Source organism: Lacticaseibacillus jixianensis, assembly GCF_003946485.1.
Taxonomy (GTDB): Bacteria; Bacillota; Bacilli; order Lactobacillales; family Lactobacillaceae; genus Lacticaseibacillus; species Lacticaseibacillus jixianensis.
Genome location: NZ_RHOJ01000010.1, coordinates 54,849 through 71,252, shown reverse-complemented (window position 1 = coordinate 71,252; position 16,404 = coordinate 54,849). Strand labels below are relative to the sequence as shown.

Here is a 16,404-nt window from a genome sequence, read left to right as displayed (position 1 = left end):
CTCGGGCGTTGCTCGACTGAGCGCAACTACAGGTTGCGAACCCGGAGCGCAACTACAGGCTGCGAAGTCGAGTGCACTTAGCCCGACACCTAGCCTAGCCCTACGCATTGTCGGCGTTTTTTGCCGGCGATGCGTGGGGCGTAGCTAGGTGCTCGGGCGTTGCTCGACTGAGCGCAACTACAGGCTGCGAAGGGTTCGCGCACTTAGGGGGACAGCCAGCCTAGCCAGAGGCATTGCCGCTGGTCTTTGGCGGCGAGGCCGCTGGCGTAGCTGGATGCTCCCCCGTTGCGAACCCGGAGCGCAACTACCAGGCTGCGAGGGCTTCGCGCACCTAGCCCGACCGCCCAAAAGCTGCCACGTCCTGTCCCAACGGCCCCCAGACGGCCCCGGCCCTTGGCAGCTTTTTTGGCGCTCGCCCACGGTCCTTTATTCCGCACGCACCATTTTGCTAATTCGCCAAACTAAAAGACGCTGGCCAATTGCTTTCACGCAATTGGCCAGCGTCTTTTCATTTACTCGACCTGTTTAGGCACGACCTTGAGGAACGTCTCGTTCGGGATCCGAATCAGATCAAACCGCTCTGCCAAATGGCCGACGTGCATGCCCAGACCGTTGAGGAACGTCTTGCGGTAGTGCGCCGTCATGGTTGCCACGTAGGCCTTCTCCGCCGCTGTATCCAGCTTGATCAGCTTGCTGTGGTGCCACGGGTACACGCTGGCCTTCACCGTGAGCGGATCGGTGCCGTCGGAAATATCCGCATCCCGACTGTTGGTCTGATTCTTGGCCCCTGCCGTCCAGTAGGTGAAGTAGCGCACGGGCTGCGTCCCGTTACCGGACTGCACGCTGACGTAATAGGAACGCGTCGCCCCGGTCTGGAGGATCAGCGGGTGGTAATCATACTTAACGGCCACCACTTTGCTGTCCGCGTAGTCGATTGGCCGCAGCCAGGCGGCCCAGACCAGGCTGTACACCGCCAGCACGAGAACGCCGCATTCGATCAGATCGATCAGCCACGTCAGCCCCGGCTTTTGCCCCCGAACCACCATCTTAAGGTGCCGCGCGCGAATGTGCCAAATGATGAAAATAAGGTAAAGGACCACCAGTAGCCAGGCGGCCACACCGATATAGTTCCACATAGTAACTCCTCCAGCAGGTTATTTCGTTGCGTCCGCTTGCTCGACCGCCTTTTGGCCAAGCAGGTTCAGATAGTTCCACGGCCGGTCGTAGTACGGATTGAACAACATATCAACGTAGGCCAACTCATCAATGGTATTGTGGTTTTGGATCATCACCGACAGCAGGTTAGCGGACTGGGCGACGTCGTACTGTGAAAACAGCTGCCCGCCGAGGATCCGACGGTTGCTGCGATCATAGACCAACCGCATCGAGAGGCGCGCCGTGCTTGGCATGAACTCCGGCCGGTAATGATCGACCAGGTCGACCGCCGCAGCGTCAAAGCCTGCCTTTTGCGCCCGCGCCAAGGTCAAGCCCGTGCAGGCCAAGGTTTTATCGTAAAGCCGCAGGGCCGAAGTCGCCTGCGTCCCCATGTAGCGGACCTTATTGCCAAACAGGTTGATCGCCGCCAGCTTGCCCTGCCGCACCGCATTGGTGGCCAGCGGGGCGTAAGCATCACGATGAGTCGGGTTAAAGTGGACCGCTACCGTGTCCCCCGCCGCGTAGATGTCCGGCGATGAGGTCTGCATGTAGTCGTTGACGTGGATCGACCCGTCCGCGTTCATGTTAACCTGACCATCAACCAGTTCCGTCATCGGCTGAAACCCGACGCAGACCACGGCCAAGTCGGCCTGCCACTCCTGCTTGTCCGTGGTGATGTAGACGTGGTCCTGGTCGCTGTCGAACTTGAGGGCCACCTCCTGCAGGTGCGCGTCAACGCCGTGCCTGCCAAGCTCTGCTTCGACCTCTTTGGCCAAGGGAACATCAACGTAATGGCTGAGCAGATGGTGCACGCCGTTGATGAAGAGGATCTCATGGCCGATCCGGCTGTACGCCTCGGCGATTTCCACGCCGATGTAGCCGCCGCCGATCACTGCGATGCGGCGCGCATTTTGCGCGGTGGCCTTGATCGCAAGCGCATCGTCGTAATTCTTGCACATCAACACGCGGGGGACACTGACACCTTGGATCGGCGGCACGACAGGATAACTGCCCGTCGAGACGATCAGCTTGTCGTAGGTCGCGGAGTACTTCTGACGATTGGTCATGTCCTGGATCGCAAGCGAATGGTGCTTTGCGTCCACACTGAGCACATCGTGGCGCAGGTGGACGTGAATATTCGGCCCCAGTGCCTCTAAGCTCTCCTTGCTCGCGTAAAACAGGGTCTGGGGATCCGTCACCGTTCCTTCTAGATACAGCGCAATGCCACAGGACAAAAATGAAATGTCGCCGCGCCGCTCATAGACATCGACGGTTGCTTCTGGGTGCTCAGTGGCGATCTGCACCACCGCCGCAGTTCCGGCGTGTGTGCACCCGACAACGGCAATCTTCATGGCGTCTTCCTCCCAAACTAAGGCTATTCCTTCTTATTATGACACGATTGATTCGAAAGCAAAAGCCGCCGCGCTACCAGGTTCAGGTGGCGGCGGATTACAATAAGGGTAGCTTAGTGGCACTGACCTCGGCAACTGGGAGATAACTTTATGAAAATTGCACTGATTGGCGCCGGCCCGCGCGGCCTACTGGTCCTGGAACGCCTCGTTGCGTGGCAGAACCAAACGCACACCCCCCTCGCCGTCACGCTGTACGACCCGTTCCCCATCGGCGGTCGGGTCTGGCGGCGCGATCAAGACCCGCACCTGATCATGAACACCGCCGCGCAGGACATCACCCTCTTTTTCGATCGCACCGTCGAAGCCCCCGGCCCGATTGCCCCTGGCCCCGACCTGGCGCAGTGGAGCCGGCGCCACGCCGCCGCGTTCATCCCCGAAGCAGGCGGACCGTTCGCGGCCACATACGCTGCGGCCGCCGCCCGCCTCGGGGCCAATGATTACCCGCCGCGTGGCCTTTACGGGTACTACATGGCCTGGTTTTTCGCGGAAATGCAGCGGCGCCGCGGCAAAGGCGCGACCATTGCATTTAAGCAGCAGCGCGTGCTCAGCGTTCACCCCGGCCCGCCGTACGCGGTCACCACGGCCGCCGCGGCGACCACTTTTGACGGCGTGGTGATGGCGCTGGGAACGCTGCCCAACTCGCTGACCCGCGAGCAAGCCAAGCTTCAGACCTTTGCGGACGCACACCAGCGCTTCTACCTGCCGCCGGGGTTCCCCGCCGAGGGCGACCTTGACGCCATTGGCCATCAAGACGTGGTGATCCTGCGCGGGTTAGGTCTGAGCTTCTTTGACTTTGTGAGTCGCCTGACGGAAGGGCGCGGCGGCCGCTTTACGCGTCAGACAGACGGGACGCTGGCCTACCACGAAAGCGGCCAAGAGCCGCACCTGGTGGCCGGATCGCGGCGCGGGCTGCCATACCACGCCAAGGCCCGCAACGAAAAGGCCCCCGGTGAGCAGTGGCCGGCGCGCTTTCTGACAACGCAAAGGCTGAAGAACTGGCAGGCGGCCGGGCCCATCCAGGGCCAGCAGTTCTGGCGGGAGCTGCAGCACGAGGCGGAATTTGTCTACTACACGCTGAAGCTTTCGGCTACATTGACCGCAGGCGACCTGGCGGCTTTTCAAAGCGACTTCCTGCAGCAGCCAAAGCAAGCCGTCGCCGCGCTAGGACTGCCGCCGGAAGAACTGCTGGACTGGGACACGCTGACCCAGCTGCCAGCCGGCGACCTGCAGCCGGCGCTGCAAGCCTACCTGGCCAAGGACGCCGCAGCCGCGCTGCAAGGCAGCAAGACTGGGCCGTTGACTGCCGCCCTGGAGGTGCTGCGCGACATGCGCGACGCCATTCGCCAGGTGGTCTCCCGCGGGCTGCTCAGCGACGATCAGTACCTCGACTTTTTCCTGCGCTGGTTCAATGGCTTAAACGATTTTCTCTCCATCGGCCCGCCGGCAGTGCGCATCGAGCAGCTGCTGGCCCTGAGTCAAGCCGGGATCATCACCTTTTTGCCCCCGCAAATGACGATCACCACTAAAGGCAGCCATTTCATCGCCGGCTCAGGGGCGGACAAAGCCTTTCAAGCCCCCGGCACGGCGCTGATCGAGGCGCGGGTCCCGGCGCCTAACGCTTCGGCCGCCGAGAGTCCTTTGCTTGCGCAGCTGCTGCACGACGGCATGGCCACCTTGTACGAGCTGCAGCTCGCCGGCGATCGCCGCTTCCAGTCCGGCGCCGTGCTGGTCGATCAAGCCACCGCCCAGCTGCTCGATGCCCACCGCCAGCCTCAGGGGCCACTGTTTTTCTGGGGCGTGCCAACGGAGGGGGTCAACTGGCTGACCACCGCCAGCCCGCGGCCCTACGTCAACGACATCAACCTGCGCCTCGCCAGCCGCATCGCCCGTCAGCTTTTGACCCAAGCCAATGCCCCGCGTTGATTATGGTAGAATAAAGCCAACATCAAAAGGGGGGTCCGCCTTGTTTCCGTATGCAAAGCTGCGCACGCTGAACGGCCTGGAGTCGTCGGTCTACACATACATCAACCAGCACCAGGTCGAAGTCGAGGCCATGACGATCCGTGAGTTGGCGGAAAAGGCCCACGTCAGCACCACCACGATCCTGCGCTTTGCAAACAAAATGGGCTACGAGGGGTACTCCGAGCTGCGGTACGCGCTCAAGCGCCACCGCTCCGCCCTGAGCGAAACCGTGCCCCTGTCGGATCAGGACCTCTCTGCGCCGCTGGCCGAGTTCTTCGAGACCGTGACGACGCCCGAGTTCAGCAAGCTGATCGACATCGCCGCTACCCGGCTGGAGCGGGCACCGCTGGTGCTGCTGTGCGGTATCGGCACCGGGGCCGCTTTGGCCGAGTACGGCGCGCGCTTCTGGTCCAACACCGGCACCTTCTCCTTGGCGCTGACCGATCCCGACTACCCCTTCCCCGATCAGACTGCCGTGCTTAAAGACACGGTCATGGTCGCCTTGTCCGTTTCTGGAGAATCACAGCCGGTGATCGACATGGCCACGCGCGCGCAGGAGGCCGGCGTCAACGTGATCGCCATTACTGACCACGCCGACTCCACCCTGTCGCACCTCGCCGACTTAGTCATCACTTACTACCTGCCCGAATTGACCCGCGGCGGCTTGAACCTGACCACCCAGGTGCCGATCATTTACCTGCTTGAACTGATCGCGCACCGCCTGGAGCAGCCCCACAAACGGGCCTCAAATTAAATAAAACATGTTACGTAATTCGTAACATGTTTTATTTTTGCCTTTTGTTTTTTTGCGGGTTCAAATCCTTGAAAAGGGTTCCAGCAACCGGTTACACTAAGAGCGTGGTTAATCACTCCGACTTTTCTTCGAACAAAAGCCGGATTGCTTTTCGCCAGGGACCCGCTTTGCTGACAGACGTGCCAGTAGATCCGCGAGCCGCCGTGCGGAACACATTTCGCCACAAGGGTAGCAGCTGGCGCGTCACTATCCATTGTTCACATTTGTCCATGCCAGTGTTGCTACTTGTGCGGGGGTACAAAAATATGGGAGGTATTTATCTATGCAAGCCATTATGAACTTGCTGGAGAAGTACGTCGTTCCTGTTGCCGCCAAGATTGGGTCTATTCCATGGCTGGTCGCACTGCGTGATTCATTCATCGCAACGCTGCCGATCACCATGGCCGGGTCGTTGGCGACCTTACTGAACGCCTTACTCTCCACCTATCCTGCTCAATGGGGCTGGACAGGCTTCGTGAATGCCGTGCAACCGATCATCATGATCGACAACACGGTGTCCGTTGGGTCATTGACCATCTTCGCGGTCTTCTTCTCTGCAATGTGGGGCTACCACCTTGCCGAAGCTTACCAAGTTGATGGGGTGGCCGGGACTCTGATCAGTCTTTCTGCCTTCTTCATGGGGATCAACAGCAGTGCCACACTTGCCCTCACCGGCAAGCTGAGCAAGTCTGCGGCTAAAGTGATCACCACTGCCGGCGGGACTTACACCAACGGCAGCCTCACTGTGCCAAACGCCTTTGGCACCGCGAACCTGGGCTCTTCAAGCCTGTTCACGGCCATGATCTTCGGCGCGATTGCAACCGTCGTTTACATCTGGCTGATGAAGAAAGACATCTCCATCAAGATGCCTGACACTGTGCCACCAGCCGTATCCAAGGCCTTCACGACCCTGATCCCAGGGATCGCGGCCCTGTATGTCATTGCCATCATTACCTACCTGTTCCAGACCTTAACGGGTCACGCCTTCGGTGACTGGCTGTCCGCCACGATCCAGGCGCCACTGCTTCACGCTGGCCAGGGTGCTGGGATGGTTATCTTGGTTGCTTTGCTGGTTCAGGTCTTCTGGTTCTTCGGGATTCACGGCCCTAACGTCATGGCGCCAATTCTGGAATCCATCTGGGGCACTTCCCAGATCGCGAACATCCAGGCCTTCGCTAACCATGATCCGCTTCCATACAAGTGGGTACGTGGTTCCTTCGATGCTTACGTTTGGTTCGGCGGTTCAGGTGGTACCATCGTGCTCCTGCTCGCCATCCTGATCTTCTCCAAGCGTGCGGACGAAAAAGCCGTCGCAAAACTTGCTTTTGCCCCTGGCCTCTTCAACATTAACGAACCAGTTATGTTCGGGCTGCCAATCGTTTTGAACGCGATCTACTTCATCCCGTTCATCGTGGCCCCAGTGCTCAACACTGCCATTGCGTACTTTGTAACAGCAGCCGGCTGGGTCGGCCCAGTTAAGATCGCGGTTCCTTGGATCACCCCACCAATCCTGAACGCCTTGATGGCGACCGGGTTTGACTGGCGGGCCGCGGTTCTTGCGATCGTCAACATGGTCATTGCCTTCTTCATCTGGGTGCCATTCGTTATGGCATCAAGTCGGGTACAGACTGACCCTGAAGACGACATCAACAACGCCGCTTAGTCTCAATGAGCCACTGGTTGTCTTTACGCAACCAGTGGCTTATTATTAACACTAGCAGCTGGCGGAAACGGTTACGCTCGCGTCGGCACTACTAATTCGATTATAAAAGGAGTCAGATAACATGATTTTCGTTAATTCCGCATTGTACCTTGATAAGATGGTTGCCGTTCTTGAGGCTTACGACGAAGACGGCGTCAGCTTCAAGCTGAACGACAAGAAGGGTATGCGTGCGACCTTCACCACCACCGCCACCGACTTGGACGCGGCAGCCAAAACTGCCAAAGCAGAGATCAAGAAGCAAAGCTGGGCTTCCGCGATCCTGTTCCAAGTTGGCGTTGCCTAACCGAAAATGAAGGGGCACTATAGCTCCGGTATGTTATCGTTGGCCATCGGGTTTTACGTCATCATGATCAGCCCGCAAGGCCCCGGCACCCAGAATCTGGATCCCGGCTTACTGACCCTTGGTGTTTCGTTAGTGGTGCTGGGGTTTGTCCTGATAACACACCGTCGTCGGCGCACCAAGTCTTCCAGCGATAGTAAATAGATTAGCGCGCCACTGCGGCCTCGCACAAAATGTGCGAGGCCGTTTTTTGTCCCCCTCGGCTCCGCAAAAATCGATCAAACTTTGTTATTGATTTATTTATATTGGCGTGCGAAGCTTCCCCTAGGAGGTGGGGAGAATGAAACTTTGGCAAACGATGCTAGCGGTGAGTGTGGGGCTCACCCTAGCCGCTTGCGGCAATCAGCAAGCGCAGCGCAGTCGCGATTCCAGTCACGCCAGCAGCAAGGTGGCCGCACCCATGGCCAGCAGCCGCAAGGTTAAGGCCGGCGTCACGCTGAAGTGGGACCAGCGGCGGGGCCAGCAACTGGCCGCGTTTATGAAGGACTTCGGCCCGACCAAAAAGCAGACGTTCGTCGCGGCTGACCGGGGCACCACTGCGACGTGGCAGGGTCTTCCGCTCAGCGCGGTTTATCAGACCAAGCAGCCAATCACCATTGACGGCAAGCAAACGCCTGTCACCTGGCTGCCCAAGCTGACCCGCGGGAGCTCCAAGCAGCCCAACGTGGTGGCGGTCTACGTTGATGACGCGGCGACCGTCCTGTTTCTGTTCACCCTGACGGGCCAAGGGGCGCCGCGCGTGTTGATCAGTCAAACCGCGCCGACGGACAAGATCATCAGCACGACCGAAACGACCAATGCAAACGTGAAACAGGGCTTCGCGGACATTGTGGCCGGCCGCCCCGTCACCCTGACGTCCAAGGCCCTCGCCGCCAGCCTGGCGAAAGCCCAGGCGGCAAGCGCGAAGGCGACCCGCAAGGCGGGGCATGCCGTCATCTTTGACCGGCCGTTTCAGCGCACCTGGTACAGCCAGAAGGGCCAGCTGACCATCACTGCCAATGCCATTCAGGCCCCTGAGTACGGCAACCAACCCGTTTACGACATTCGGGAACGCACCGCAAGTGACACCGCGGCCCTTAACGGTGACGCGACCAAGATGGACCCGGCTAAGGAAGACTGGGGTGCGGCCGACCGCTTCGTGCAGGATGGGAAGCACTGGGTCAGCGTCAGGGGCTGGTACCAAAGCGCCGGCGCCGGCGGCTTCTACGCCGTCACCAACCGCAGCCTGGGGGGGCAAACCGTGCCGGTGCTCGAGTCGGCTTATGGTGCCGGCATGTGGGTCGACACCAACTACTACCCCACGCAGGCGCTCGCAAATCAGTATGGTGCCACCATTTACCCGGATGAGAACCAGGCCAACTGACGGGGCTAAAGTCTATGCAAATGGCGCCGCAACGGCTGCGGCGCCATTTTTGAGGTTAAATTAGAAGCCTTGAATCAGCCCGCCGATCAGCGTCGCCAAGAGCGCAAACACGATCAGTCCGCCAAATAGGTAGGCCCAGAAGTGCCAGTTGCTCAGCCAATTGTCGCGGCGCCAACTGCGATCCATCTTGCCGGTGATCTCAATGTCCGCCATGGCGGGAATCGTCAGGAGGTTGCGCTTAAACAGCTTGAAGTTGTCTTCGGTGAGCGTCTCGCTGAAAATGTGGCGCTCCGGCGTCTCGAAGTCAACGTGGTACGAGCTGAAGTAGGCGCGCTGCCACGGCTTGGCCCCTGGGATCGTGGTGGTGTGCTGCTTGAGCATCAGGTGCTTCAGCTCGTGATACTCGTAGCTGTAATACGCCTTGGGATCATCCAGGAATTCGATGACAACGAAGAAAATCATCCGCCGGTCGGTGAAAATCATCAGGCGGTTGCCGCGCAGGCTGCTTTGGGCATTGATATAGTCCTTGGCCGTCTGCTGCTTGGGCGCGTACATCCCCATCATGCCGTCGGTCGCGATGCCGGCGTTCTCCTCGTTAGTCATCGGCAGCATGTTGATGATTTTCTCACCTGGCGCCAGCAGTTTAGCCACCTGGGCCATCACCTGGTGCATCGAGATGTAAAGGCTCGCCTCGCGCGCCTGGAACCGCTGCTGCAGAAACTGGTTGCCGTCAAAGCCGGAGACCTCCGTCGGGATCCCGTTCATACTGTTGACGACCTTGATAAACGGATTAAGAATGACTGCCATCCGACTCACCCCCTTGGCGCAGCTTCTTACGGCCGCGAGAAATGTGCTGATACACGGTGCTCGGCTTGATGTGCAAAGCCTTCGCGATTTCCGGCACCGTCTGCTGCTGGACAAAATAGCGTTCAAAGACCTGACGCTCCGGCGCAGACAAGGCGGCAAACAGCGCCTCCAGGTCGGCCTCCTCTGCCGGCGGCTGGTCGGCCAGGATCACGGTGTCGATGTCCAGCGCGGCAAGTGAGGCTTTGAGCCCGCGCTGGTAGTCGAGCGCCTGATGCTTGGCAATGGTGCCCAGCCACGCCTCGAACGTCCCTCTGGCCGGATCGAATTGGTCGATTTTGGCCCACACCTTGTAAAAAATCCGGTTCTCGACGTCGGCGGTATCGCTGCGCTCGGCCGCTGTGCGCAGCTGGTGCCACACCACCTGGCGAATGAACGCCCCGTACAGCGTGACCAGACTCATCAGCGCCGCCTCATCATGCGCCTTCAGCTGGGCGATCATCGCCTGCTCATCAATGCGCGTTGCCATTTCCTCACCCACTTTCCCTTACACCTTATACTACGCGTAGCCATGGCTAATTTTGACACCATTTACAGAAGTGTTCCCGCTGGCAAAAGGTCACCGCATTTCGCTACGCTTAAAGTACGAGGAGGCGACTTGCATGCGACCCTACATTGGTATCCCCACCGACCAGCTGGCCGGTGTCAGTCCGTACATCAATACCCAAAGCGCCAGCGTCGTCCCGGAAGCGATCAAGCAGGCGGTGATCGATGCCGGCGGGGTCCCCTTGATCCTGCCGTTTCCGGAGCACTTCGATCAAGTCGAGCCGCTGATCGAAGCCGATTTGGAAGTGGTCTGCGGCCTGCTGCTGCCGGGCGGTCCGGATCTTGACCCCACGCTTTACGGCCAGGAACCTGAGCTGAAACTCGGCAGTGTGATCCTGCCAGAGGACCGGTTCGAGCTGGCCTTAACGCGCCGGGCGATCCAGGCGGGGCTGCCGATCTTCTCCCTGTGCCGCGGGATGCAGCTGCTCAACGTGGCGTGCGGCGGTGACCTTTACCAAGACCTCGGGACGGACGACCCAACCGCCCGGCTGCGCCACGCCCAGGCCGCGCCGGGGCAGTATCCGACGCACCACGTCCGCATGGCCAAGGACTCGCGACTGGCGCAATTGATCGGGGAGACCGCCTACGTGAATTCCCGCCACCACCAGGCCGTCCATCACGTCGGCAGCACCCTGCGCGTCAGCGCCACGGCCCCTGACGGCGTGATCGAAGGCATCGAGTCGACGGCCAGCGATCAGCTGCTTGGCGTGCAGTGGCACCCAGAAAACCTCGCTGAAGGCGACCCTCGCCAAGGGGCCCTGTTCAAGGATCTCGTCATGCGCGCCACCAAGTTTTACCATACTCATCAAAGGAAGTGAGCCGATGCGCCCAGTGATTGCCCTCGTGGCCGACGTGATCGCCGATCCCAGCGTTCACACCACCCCCAATACTGTCGATATTTCGCCCACCATGTTCAAGGATACGATCCTTGAAGCCGGTGGCCTGCCGATCACGATTCCTTACCCGACCGATCCGCGGTTGATCCCAGAAACGATCCAGGCCTACCTGCCGCTGTTTGACGGACTCATCCTGCCCGGCGGTCCGGACGTGGACCCCACCCGGTACGGTGAAGAACCCCTGCCCGCGCTCCAGGCGACCAACCCGCCGCTGGACGCCTTTGAGCTGTCTTTGATCAAAGCGACCTACGCCGCGGGCAAGCCGATGTTCGGGCTGTGTCGCGGCAGCCACATGTTAAACGTCGCGTTCGGCGGCACGCTTTACCAGGACCTCGCCAGTCAAAACCCGGCGGCCCTGCGCCACCTGCAGGCCACGTCCGGCGAGTACCCGACGCACCACGTCTCCCTGATGCCCAAGTCGCGCCTGGCGCAGCTCATCGGCGACACGGCCTACGTTAACTCTCGCCACCACCAGGCCAGCCGCACGCTGGGCGCCGGCTTGCGGCTGGCTGCCAAGGCCTACGACGGCACGATCGAGGCGTTCAAAAGCGAGGACAACGACCTGGTGTTGGGCATTCAGTGGCACCCCGAGAACCTTTGGCAGGACGCGCCGGTGCAGCTGACCATCTATCGCGACTTCATCCAGCGGGCGGCGGCGCACCGCCAGCCAATGGGGCTCGCCGCGGCAAGCCCGGCCCGTTAACCGCGAAAAGCAGGATTGACAACCGCCAGTCCTGCTTTTTGGTTACCGCCGGTGGTGGCGCACAAAGGTCATGTAGTGCAAAATGCTGGCCAGCAGCACGAAGAAGATCACCACAAAGCTGAGGTAGCGCGGCCAAAAACCGCTGGTGCTCCATGGCAGCAGCTGCTGAATGCCCATCGTGGCCAGCGCCATGACCGCAATCATGCCCAACAGCAGAACGTAGCGTTTCACCGTTTCATCATCCTTTCGCTTCTTGGCAGCGAGCTTCGCCCCAACGGCCTTGGCCTGCGCCAGCTTCTTGGGGGGCACGGCCGTCATCCCCCAAGTTCCGGGCAGCACGAGCTCCGCGACCTTGTAGATGCCCGCCGCGCTCATCGCCTTATCGATCATCGTGAACGTCGCATCGGTTTGGTGCGTGAACGTGTTGTCTAAGGCGCTGGCAAAACAGCTCGAGACGCTGACGTAGTGCTTGTCCTTGTACTTACCAGGCAGCGTGTCACCGCCTTGCGTCATGCGCACCATCCGATGGCGGAAGCAGTCAAAAAACTGCTTGAACTGCCCGGCCACGGTGCCAAAGTACGTCGGGCTGCCCAGCACCCACACGTCGGCCGCGGCGAGCTTTGCTTCCAGCTCGTCCAGCCCCAGATTGGCTTGCCCCGGCCGATCGGGCTTCAGCACGTATTGATTCAGGTCGACAAATTCGGTGTCCGCGCCGGCCCCTGCCAGCACCGCCTTCAAATACGCGGCCGTCAGCCCATTCGGGTCCTGACCGCCGTACAGCCCCACTATTTTCACCTTTATCACCTCGCCTCCTCAATCGTACGAGACTCTTTAAAGAGTTGCAATTAGAACTTTTCCAATTTAAAAAAGCCTGGACGCCATCGTCCAGGCCTTTGCCGGCTAGTCCATTAGTCAATCCCCTGATTTGCGGTAGCGCCGCACCGCCATGACCCGCTGGCGCGTCAGCTCTTCGGGCAGGACGCGGACCTGCCCCCCTTGCGCCAGGGTCAGTGCCGCCAAGTCGTTGAGCAGGTTATTGTGCTCGGCCGCCGCGGTGCCCGTTTCGAGCTGGGCGCCTGTCAGCACGCCGCGGATCCGCGCACCCTGGCGCAGCACCAAGGTTTCAACGGCCCGCTGCTGCACGGCCTGGATGATCCCGCCCAGGTCCTCCACGTACCGTCCGCTGCCCCGGGCGTTGTCCAGCAGCGTCAGCGTCGCATCGGCTTGGCGCGCCGCGTACCCCTGCCGCAGTTCATCAAGCGCCAAATCGATGGCGTCCAGGCTCAGGCCGCCGGGATTTTGCTCGACTTGCATGGACCCGCTGAGGTGCGCGTTGCGACTGACCTCCCGGAAAACGGCAATGTTCTCCGGGAGCCCAAACAGGATCAACCTGCGCTTTGCCGGGTTCGAGTAGTGCTCGGTGATGTAAGTGTCGACGGCCTGGTAGTAGCGCCGGTGGTCGATCTCCTCCTCGCTGGCGCGGTCGGCGTGGCCGTGGTAAGAGGCCTGCCCCGGTCCCTGGCTAACCGTGTTCACCGCGCCGCCGCGGCGCTCGGTCCCCAGCGTCCCCAGCAGGGTGGTGGGCGCCGCTTCCGGCAGTTCCACCATCGTCAGCGTGTCACCGAAGTTCTGGGCCAAGCTGATCTTATCGCGCTGAAGCAGCAGCAAGTCAAAATCGAACTGGCGCTGGGCATCAAGCACCAGCGGCAGCAGCTGCGGCCGCGCCGTTGCCATTGCCGTGGGACTCACCGCATACTCAAGGCTCAGGGCGATGGCGGCGGGGCCGCTGCTGAGCAGGGCGGCGCCTTGGCCCGTCAGGTTGATGAGCGGCTGATCACCCGCCGCCTGCTTCAAGCTGGCCTCGTACGGGGCAAAATCCGTGTCAGGGTGCGTTTCGGCCATCACGTCCTTGGCGTGCGCGACCAGGTGCCGCAGGGTGAGGCGCGTCTGCTCCACCGTGCGGTCGGCTTCCAGCGGCAGGTACAAGGAGACAAAGGGTCCTTGGTCCGCGCTGCTGAGGAAATCTTGCAAAGAAAGCTGAGTGTCTGTTGCCATGAATGGTTCCCCCTTTTCCGGCCCGCTTGCGGGCTCCATGTTAACCATAGCAAGGTGCACGCCCGCCTGGCAAACAATTTGCCGCGCGCTCACTTAAGCGGCGCCCAGACCCAGTCGCGCACTTCCGGCAGATCTTCGCCGGTTTCGCGAATGTAATCGTAGTGCCGCTGCAAGGTGTCAGTCATCAGCTGGGCAAACGCCCCGCTGCGGGCCGCAAAGCCCGGCACGTGCTGGATCACGTCCTTGGCGAGGTGAAAGCGGTCAAGCTGGTTGATCACGCGCATGTCAAACGGCGTGGTGATCGCCCCTTCTTCACGGAAGCCGTGCACGAAGAGGTGGTGGTTGTGGCGGTCAAAGAAGATGGCCCGGATCAGATCTTCATAACCGTGGAACTGGAAGAAGACCGGCTTATCCGCGGTGAAGTAGCCGTCAAACTCCTCATCGCTCAGCCCGCGCGGATCGTCTTTCTTGAGCTTCAACAGGTCCAGCACGTTGATGAAGCGGATCTTTAAGTCGGGAAACTGCTCGTGCAGCAAATCGATGGCGGCCAGGCTCTCCAGGTTCGGCTCGGTGCCGGCAGCGGCCAGCACCACATCAGGGGCCACCCCGTCGTCCGTCGAGGCCCAGTCGATGCGCTTCAGGCCGGTTTGGGCCAGCACCGTTGCCTCCTCGATCGTGTAAAACTGCGGCCGCGGCTGCTTGGAGGTGACCAGCAGGTTCAGGGTGTTCTCACTGGCAAACACCGCCGGGGAGATCGCCAATAGCGAGTTGGCGTCGGCTGGTAGGTACTCGCGGATGAAGGCCCCCTTTTTCTCGGCAAGGTGGGTCAAGACGCCGGGGTCCATGTGGGTATAGCCGTTGTGGTCCTGCTGGAAGGACGTCGAGGTCGACACCACCGTCAGCCCCGGGTACGGGCGGTGCCACGGCTGCTCGGCCGCCTCCCGCAACCACTTGAAGTACTGCGTCAGCATCGAGTCCGCCACGCGCAAGAACGCCTCGTAGGACGTGAACACGCCGTGGCGCCCGGTGAGGGTGTAGCCCTCGAGAAACCCTTCGGCCTGGTGTTCGGACAGCTGGGAGTCGATGATCCGCCCGGCGGCCGCCATGTCCTCGTCGTAGCCGCTGGTGGTAATGGCCTCCTCCCACTGACGGCCGGTCGCGTCAAACAGTCCGAACAGGCGGTTGGACATCGTCTCGTCTGGCCCAAACACGCGGAAGTTGTGCAAATTCAGGCGGATCACGTCGCGCAGGTACTCGGACCAAATGATCATGTCCTGGCGCGTGTCCTGCCCCGGCGCCGTGATCTTCAGCGCGTACTGGCGGTAGTCCGGCAGCACCAGCGGCGTCTGATCCCCGGCGTTAGTGATGGGGTTGGCCGCCATGCGCTTGGGGCCGGTCGGCGTCAGCGCCTTTAGTTCCGGCAAAAGCGTGCCATGCGCGTCGAACAGGGTCTCCGGATGGTACGACTGCAGCCAGCTCGTTAGGGCATCGGCGTGTTCCATGTGGTCGCGGGAGACCGGGATGGGGATCTGGTGGGCGCGAAACGAGCCTTCGACCTTGTTGCCGTCCCACTCCTTCGGGCCGGTCCAGCCCTTCGGCGTGCGCAGGATCAGCACCGGCCAGTGCGGCATGCCGCTGTCGCCGCTGGTGCGGGCCTGCTGCTGGATGGCGCGAATTTTCTCGATCATCGTGTCCAGCGTCTTGGCCATCACCGGATTCAGCTGGGCTGCGTCGTCGCCTTCAACAAAGTACGGCTCCCAGCCCATCCCGGCGTAGTACTGGCGCAGGTCATCATCAGACTTGCGGGCCAGGATCGTCGGGTTCGAGATCTTGTACCCGTTCATGTCGACGATCGGCAAAACCGCGCCATCGGTGATCGGGTTGATGAAGGTGTTGGAGAACCAGGAGGCCGCAAGCGGGCCGGTTTCGCTTTCGCCGTCGCCAATGACCGTGGCTGCGATGACATCAGGGTTGTCGAGGATCGCCCCGGTGGCGTGGCTCAACGAATAACCGAGCTCGCCGCCTTCGTGAATGGAGCCGGGGATCTGCGCGTTGGCGTGACTCGCCGCCCCACCGGGGAAGGAGAAGCGCTTGAAGAGGATCTTCATGCCCTTTTCGTGCTGGGTGATGTGCGGGTACGTCTCGGTGTAGGTGCCATCGAGGTAGGCGTTCGAGATCATGACCTGACCACCGTGACCGGGGCCTTCAATGTAGAACATGTTCAGGTCGTACTTGTTGATCAGGCGGTTGAGGTGCGTGTAGATGAAATTCTGCCCGGCGATCGTGCCCCAGTGGCCCAGCGGATTGAACTTCACGTCGCTGGCCACCAGTTTGCGCCTAAGCAGCGGGTTATCCTTCAGATAGAGCTGGCCGACGGAAAGGTAGTTGGCCGCCTGCCAGTAGCGCGTCATGAGATCAAAATAGGTGGGTGAATCATAGTCGATCGTCGTCATCTTGCTCCCTGCTTTCCGTGTCTAAGGCTGCTGCTAATCACCCAGATTGTACGCCCGAAGATGGCCGGCGCCGAACAATTTGACTCGCCGCAGCCGGCTTAAAAAGCCGCTCCCCGCCGCGGCAAAGGTGCTAAACTGA

General features: G+C 60.9%; 14 protein-coding genes. 7 read left to right on the top strand and 7 right to left on the bottom strand.

What is annotated here, in order from left to right; all coding sequences use genetic code 11:
- Window positions 1-512 precede the first annotated feature (512 nt).
- Both EKM85_RS05680 and EKM85_RS05675 read right to left on the bottom strand, forming a co-directional pair.
- Window positions 513-1,136, bottom strand: a complete 624-nt coding sequence (locus tag EKM85_RS05680) for an LVIS_2131 family protein (RefSeq protein ID WP_125585310.1) — start codon at window positions 1,134-1,136, stop codon at window positions 513-515.
- An 18-nt stretch (window positions 1,137-1,154) separates the two neighbouring features.
- Window positions 1,155-2,507, bottom strand: a complete 1,353-nt coding sequence (locus EKM85_RS05675) for an FAD-dependent oxidoreductase (protein WP_125585309.1) — start codon at window positions 2,505-2,507, stop codon at window positions 1,155-1,157.
- 150 nt (window positions 2,508-2,657) lie between these two features.
- On the opposite strand from EKM85_RS05675, the gene EKM85_RS05670 reads away from it, so the two are divergent.
- The 5 genes from EKM85_RS05670 (at window position 2,658) to EKM85_RS05650 (ending at window position 8,748) form a co-directional block, all read left to right on the top strand.
- Window positions 2,658-4,490 (top strand): FAD/NAD(P)-binding protein, encoded by a 1,833-nt coding sequence (locus EKM85_RS05670; protein WP_125585308.1) that lies wholly within the window; start codon window positions 2,658-2,660, stop codon window positions 4,488-4,490.
- 40 nt (window positions 4,491-4,530) lie between these two features.
- Window positions 4,531-5,283: a MurR/RpiR family transcriptional regulator gene (locus tag EKM85_RS05665; RefSeq protein WP_164510681.1), complete on the top strand. Its 753-nt coding sequence runs from the start codon at window positions 4,531-4,533 to the stop codon at window positions 5,281-5,283.
- Between the two features lie 322 nt (window positions 5,284-5,605).
- Window positions 5,606-6,985, top strand: coding sequence for a PTS sugar transporter subunit IIC (locus EKM85_RS05660; RefSeq protein WP_125585306.1), 1,380 nt, complete (start codon window positions 5,606-5,608; stop codon window positions 6,983-6,985).
- A gap of 121 nt (window positions 6,986-7,106) precedes the next feature.
- Window positions 7,107-7,328 carry a hypothetical protein gene (locus tag EKM85_RS05655; RefSeq protein ID WP_125585305.1) on the top strand — a complete coding sequence of 74 codons (222 nt, stop codon included), beginning with the start codon at window positions 7,107-7,109 and terminating at the stop codon, window positions 7,326-7,328.
- A 337-nt stretch (window positions 7,329-7,665) separates the two neighbouring features.
- Window positions 7,666-8,748, top strand: a complete 1,083-nt coding sequence (locus EKM85_RS05650) for a DUF4767 domain-containing protein (RefSeq protein ID WP_125585304.1) — start codon at window positions 7,666-7,668, stop codon at window positions 8,746-8,748.
- A gap of 60 nt (window positions 8,749-8,808) precedes the next feature.
- On the opposite strand, the gene EKM85_RS05645 is transcribed toward EKM85_RS05650, so the two are convergent.
- On the bottom strand, window positions 8,809-9,555 hold the full coding sequence (locus tag EKM85_RS05645; RefSeq protein WP_125585303.1) for a hypothetical protein: 747 nt from the start codon (window positions 9,553-9,555) through the stop codon (window positions 8,809-8,811).
- Complete coding sequence (locus EKM85_RS05640; RefSeq protein WP_125585302.1) at window positions 9,539-10,081, bottom strand: RNA polymerase sigma factor; 543 nt, start codon at window positions 10,079-10,081, stop codon at window positions 9,539-9,541. Before EKM85_RS05640 ends, EKM85_RS05645 begins: the two co-directional genes overlap by 17 nt.
- 133 nt (window positions 10,082-10,214) lie before the next feature.
- Here EKM85_RS05640 and EKM85_RS05635 point away from each other — a divergent pair, with 133 nt between their 5' ends.
- On the top strand, window positions 10,215-10,976 hold the full coding sequence (locus tag EKM85_RS05635) for a gamma-glutamyl-gamma-aminobutyrate hydrolase family protein (protein WP_125585301.1): 762 nt from the start codon (window positions 10,215-10,217) through the stop codon (window positions 10,974-10,976).
- Window positions 10,977-10,980: 4 nt separating this feature from the next.
- Entirely contained in the window at window positions 10,981-11,757 is a 777-nt protein-coding gene (locus EKM85_RS05630; RefSeq protein ID WP_125585300.1) for a gamma-glutamyl-gamma-aminobutyrate hydrolase family protein, read from the top strand.
- A gap of 42 nt (window positions 11,758-11,799) precedes the next feature.
- Here EKM85_RS05630 and EKM85_RS05625 read toward each other — a convergent pair whose 3' ends face one another.
- From EKM85_RS05625 to EKM85_RS05615, 3 genes are all read right to left on the bottom strand, one after another.
- Window positions 11,800-12,552 carry a flavodoxin family protein gene (locus tag EKM85_RS05625; RefSeq protein ID WP_125585299.1) on the bottom strand — a complete coding sequence of 251 codons (753 nt, stop codon included), beginning with the start codon at window positions 12,550-12,552 and terminating at the stop codon, window positions 11,800-11,802.
- Between the two features lie 117 nt (window positions 12,553-12,669).
- Window positions 12,670-13,812, bottom strand: a complete 1,143-nt coding sequence (locus tag EKM85_RS05620; RefSeq protein ID WP_125585298.1) for a baeRF6 domain-containing protein — start codon at window positions 13,810-13,812, stop codon at window positions 12,670-12,672.
- A gap of 89 nt (window positions 13,813-13,901) precedes the next feature.
- Window positions 13,902-16,265: a phosphoketolase family protein gene (locus tag EKM85_RS05615; protein ID WP_125585297.1), complete on the bottom strand. Its 2,364-nt coding sequence runs from the start codon at window positions 16,263-16,265 to the stop codon at window positions 13,902-13,904.
- Window positions 16,266-16,404: the final 139 nt, after the last annotated feature.

Coding starts and splice junctions, on each gene's coding strand:
- EKM85_RS05620 (WP_125585298.1), bottom strand. CDS start 13,812: ATGGCAACAGACACTCAGCTTTCTTTGCAAGATTTCCTCAGCAGCGCG.
- EKM85_RS05630 (WP_125585300.1), top strand. CDS start 10,981: ATGCGCCCAGTGATTGCCCTCGTGGCCGACGTGATCGCCGATCCCAGC.
- EKM85_RS05670 (WP_125585308.1), top strand. CDS start 2,658: ATGAAAATTGCACTGATTGGCGCCGGCCCGCGCGGCCTACTGGTCCTG.
- EKM85_RS05650 (WP_125585304.1), top strand. CDS start 7,666: ATGAAACTTTGGCAAACGATGCTAGCGGTGAGTGTGGGGCTCACCCTA.
- EKM85_RS05675 (WP_125585309.1), bottom strand. CDS start 2,507: ATGAAGATTGCCGTTGTCGGGTGCACACACGCCGGAACTGCGGCGGTG.
- EKM85_RS05615 (WP_125585297.1), bottom strand. CDS start 16,265: ATGACGACGATCGACTATGATTCACCCACCTATTTTGATCTCATGACG.
- EKM85_RS05640 (WP_125585302.1), bottom strand. CDS start 10,081: ATGGCAACGCGCATTGATGAGCAGGCGATGATCGCCCAGCTGAAGGCG.
- EKM85_RS05655 (WP_125585305.1), top strand. CDS start 7,107: ATGATTTTCGTTAATTCCGCATTGTACCTTGATAAGATGGTTGCCGTT.
- EKM85_RS05635 (WP_125585301.1), top strand. CDS start 10,215: ATGCGACCCTACATTGGTATCCCCACCGACCAGCTGGCCGGTGTCAGT.
- EKM85_RS05645 (WP_125585303.1), bottom strand. CDS start 9,555: ATGGCAGTCATTCTTAATCCGTTTATCAAGGTCGTCAACAGTATGAAC.
- EKM85_RS05660 (WP_125585306.1), top strand. CDS start 5,606: ATGCAAGCCATTATGAACTTGCTGGAGAAGTACGTCGTTCCTGTTGCC.
- EKM85_RS05680 (WP_125585310.1), bottom strand. CDS start 1,136: ATGTGGAACTATATCGGTGTGGCCGCCTGGCTACTGGTGGTCCTTTAC.